The following is a 3640-nucleotide window of genomic DNA, read 5'->3' on the forward strand; positions in this document are numbered from 1 at the left end:
CCGATCCCGACGGCGCCCTCGCGGACCTGGCGGGCGAGGTTCGGCGCGCCACCGGCATCGAGGATGGCGCCTTCCGCGGCCATGTGACCCTGGCCCGCGCGAGGCGGGGACCGGTCGACCTGCGCGCCTGGGTGCAGCACGCCGACGCGCCGGCTGGCGTCCTCGCCGTCGACCGCGTTCAGCTCATGCGAAGCCGCCTCGGGAGGGGCCCGGCGCGGTACGAGGTGCTCGAGTCGTTCGCGATGGGAGCTGCCGCCCGTGTCTGAGCGCGGACACCGGCTACGCCCGCCGTACATCGCGGTCATCGGCGATGGCGAGCCGCGCGGCCCGGATGCCCATCGGCTGCTCGAGTGGGCCGAGGAGATCGGCAGTCTCCTGGCGCGCGCCGGGGCCGTCGTGGTCACCGGCGGGCTGGGCGGCATCATGGAGGCGGCGTCTCGCGGAGCGGTCGCGGCCGGCGGCCACACCATCGGCATCCTGCCCGGCGCCGACCCCGATGAGGCGAACGACTACGTGCGCACGCCGATCGCGACCGGGCTCGGCGTGGTGCGGAACCTGGTGGTCGTCACGTCGTCCGATGCCGTCATCGCGGTCGGCGGGAAGCACGGCACGCTATCGGAGATCGGGCTCGCGCTGCGGATGGGACGCAGCGTCGTGACGCTCAGCTCGTGGCGAGTCGAGTCAGATCACCGCCTCGGCGGTCCCAGGGTTCACCGCAGTACCGACCCGCGTGAAGCCGTCACGCTGGCAACGGCCATCGCCCGCGATGGTCCTGATCACGGCTAGTCACTCGACCAACCCACGCTTCGGGAAGCTATAGAGCTGTCGTGGGTCGTACGGCATCTGGATCTCGCTGTTACCCACAATCTTCCACCGGTAGCTAATGATCTGGATCGACGCGATGTCGCCACCGACCGATCCGCTGCCATTGAGCGTGACCAACTGGTTTGCGGCATAGACAGTTCCGCCGATCGCCAGCGCCTGCGTTCCGCTACCAAGTGACAGCTCACACGCCAAGAGGGGACAGCTGCCGCGCCAGTCATGCCAGAGGAGCATGCCCTTGTAGGGGCACACAGTTGGATCGATTCCACACGCGTAGTCGCCGATGCCGAACGCTTGGAAGCGGATGCCCGATGTGAAGTTGATACCGTCTTGGCAGCGACCGCCAGGCTGTGCGTCGTAATCGGCATGACACTCATCGGCATAGCGCGGGTTGTCCGTATTGAACAACAACACCTGAGCTGTTGCCGGTGTCCCGTCACCTGAGATCGCCTCGATAATGCTTCCATTCTGAGTGATTCCGCCACCGGCGAAGATGTAGACGCCCGGCTCCAGCAGCAGGCGGTACTTATCGGTCGTGAGCTTCCAACCGCCGTAATAGACCCCCGGGTACAACGTCACGCATCGCACCGAAGCGTCATCGGCGCACGGCGTCCAGCCCCACGAAGCGCCTCCCGCGCCGCAGCCTGTACTCGTCGAGACATTCGTTTGGCCGCCGCCGATGCCGCAGAACGCACCGGGCATCGTTTCGTTGACCGCTGGGCCCTCGAGGTCCCCGAGCGGATCCCCGACGGGAACGGTGCCCTGATTGACGAGGTTCCCGTCGTCGGTCGTAATCGTCGCGCCGCCGTCTTCGGCGCAGTCGCCATAGGTGTAGACCGCGGGTGCATCCAGACTCGACGATCCGGCAACCTTCAACGCGCCGGTGCCACCTCCGCACGCGGCCAGGCCCGCTGGATTGACCGGGCCATCGCAGTCGGAATTGATCTGGACGAATCCTCCTGCGAACGGCAGGCCAGTGTCAGGGTCGACTAGCGGAACAATCGACACCTTCGCGCCCGAGCTCGGTCCGCCATTTCCTTGGATCTTCCCCGCCTCGCATCCATGCGGATCCAGCGCGTGCAGGGAGCTCGAATACGAGTTCTCCGTTGTGTTAGCCGCAACTGCCGCAGTCGTCACGACGGCCTCGTCGCTTCCGAAGATGCGTCCGAAGAACGTCGGGTGGCTCGCCCGTATGGTGACCTGTACATGGCCGGTCATTCCTACGTAGTCACCGGACTTAGGAGGGCTGGAGACCTGCAGATCGCCATTGGTGAACGCCGCGTTGCAGCCAAGGTCGCTTTCGAAGAAGCCATTCTGCTGCGCGTAGAAGCACGCATCCGCCTTCATGGCGGGCATGTCGACCATCGCGTCCCCGGTCACGGGATCCCGCAACCATCGTGCGGCGGCGATGGCAGCGGGATCGGCGGCATTCTGCTCCTGTCGCCGCAGCATCCAGGAGAATCCGAGGTCAATGGCCAGTGCCATGACTCCCATGAGGACGATCAGGGATGCCGCGACCAGGATTACGATCTGTCCGCGCTCAGAGTCGTCGGTTCGTCTCATGAGGACACCATCACTGCTGCCGCTGAATGGGTTCACTGACGACACCGCGCAGGGTGATCGTCTCCGGGAGAAGGAGAAAACCGGCGAGCGGCGGTGTCCAGACGTAGCATGCAAACGCGGTGACCTGGTTGGCGACGGTTCTGCCCTGAGCTTCTGACAGGTTGCTCGCCGTATCGGTCGTGCGGGTATAGAGGTCAGTTGCGCAGGGGATGGAGTCGGTCTGTGCCGCCGGATCCTGACCGTCAATCGTGCACCCAGCCCACGTGGTGGAGATCCCGGCAACGGTGTCCGGCGGTGGGGCGTCGTAGGCACCGGTCGCGTCGTCTACGTATCCGGACCAGCAGGCCACGATCACAACCGCCTCGCTCGGTAGCCCGAATATCTTCGACCGTCCCGCGTCCGTCATGTTTCCCCAGGGGTCGGGTGAGCCATCCGATGCGAGGTCCTCCGGGGAATCGCAGCGGAAATAGCCGTCGCCGGGTTTCGGCATGGGATCCTTCTTCGATACGGTCGGGCACTGCGCTGTCGCGCTATGGATCGCAGCGAACCGAGCAGCTTCCCGGGCGGCATTCGTGACCTGCTGGGTGTAGAAGACGCCAAGGCCAAACGTGATGATTCCGGTGAGAGCAGCAATGGCCAATGGCAGCACGAGGGCCAGTTCGACCAGCGTCTGTCCTCGGCGGGTGCGACTCGAGACCGTTCGACTCATCAGTAATCACCCGCCACGAACTCGCGGCCGCGTTGCAGCCAGATATCCCCGACGGAGATCCCGGCGCCGAAAGGCAACGACATATGAAGATTGAGAAGCGTGGTGAACCTGTAGCAGGTGCGCACTTCGACATATGGAAGCGCGGCGGCGGCGCCATTCGTCGGTGCAATGCTTGCTGGGCTAGCGACCACACTCCAGCCATTGATACTTGAGCATGAAGTCGGGACGCTCACCTGCGCCGATCCACAGCCAGTGTCGGCGGCGGCCGTATCGTGGACGCAGACGGCCGCAATTGGCATCGTGCACTGTCCCGCACCGTCCACGGCATGATTTGGCAGCACGTCAGCCTCACGGCACACCTCCTTCAGCGCGAGGCTATGGAGGTGCGCGTAGTCCGCAGTGCTGAGCGTTCCCTTGTTTCGGACCATTTGCGTGTATTCCTGCGCTGCCGCCTCGGCGGCGTTTCGAGCGGCCGCTTCGATGGTGATTCCCGCCTGGAAGACGCGGCCAAAGTCCGCGACGCCGAGAAGAAGAACGATCAACATC

The 3640-nt window shown here is 65.0% G+C and carries 5 protein-coding genes; 2 read left to right on the forward strand and 3 right to left on the reverse strand.

Features of this window, described 5'->3' with window-relative positions; genetic code table 11:
- A partial coding sequence (locus VFH65_RS03610; RefSeq protein WP_353319765.1) for a 2'-5' RNA ligase family protein occupies positions 1 to 266 on the forward strand: 266 nt, incomplete at its 5' end.
- Positions 259 to 786, forward strand: coding sequence for a TIGR00725 family protein (locus VFH65_RS03615; protein ID WP_353319766.1), 528 nt, complete (start codon positions 259 to 261; stop codon positions 784 to 786). The genes VFH65_RS03610 and VFH65_RS03615, both read left to right, overlap by 8 nt.
- Here VFH65_RS03615 and VFH65_RS03620 read toward each other — a convergent pair whose 3' ends face one another.
- The 3 genes from VFH65_RS03620 to VFH65_RS03630 all read right to left on the reverse strand — a co-directional run.
- A complete protein-coding gene (locus tag VFH65_RS03620) occupies positions 787 to 2385 on the reverse strand; it encodes a pilus assembly protein TadG-related protein (RefSeq protein ID WP_353319767.1) in 1599 nt (532 codons plus the stop codon). It lies immediately after the preceding gene.
- A gap of 10 nt (positions 2386 to 2395) precedes the next feature.
- Complete coding sequence (locus VFH65_RS03625) at positions 2396 to 3094, reverse strand: TadE family protein (protein ID WP_353319768.1); 699 nt, start codon at positions 3092 to 3094, stop codon at positions 2396 to 2398.
- The coding region (locus tag VFH65_RS03630; RefSeq protein ID WP_353319769.1) for a TadE/TadG family type IV pilus assembly protein at positions 3094 to 3640 on the reverse strand (547 nt) is incomplete at its 5' end. The genes VFH65_RS03625 and VFH65_RS03630, both read right to left, overlap by 1 nt.

The organism is Mycobacterium sp., from assembly GCF_035697385.1.
Lineage (GTDB): Bacteria > Actinomycetota > Actinomycetes > Mycobacteriales > Mycobacteriaceae > Mycobacterium.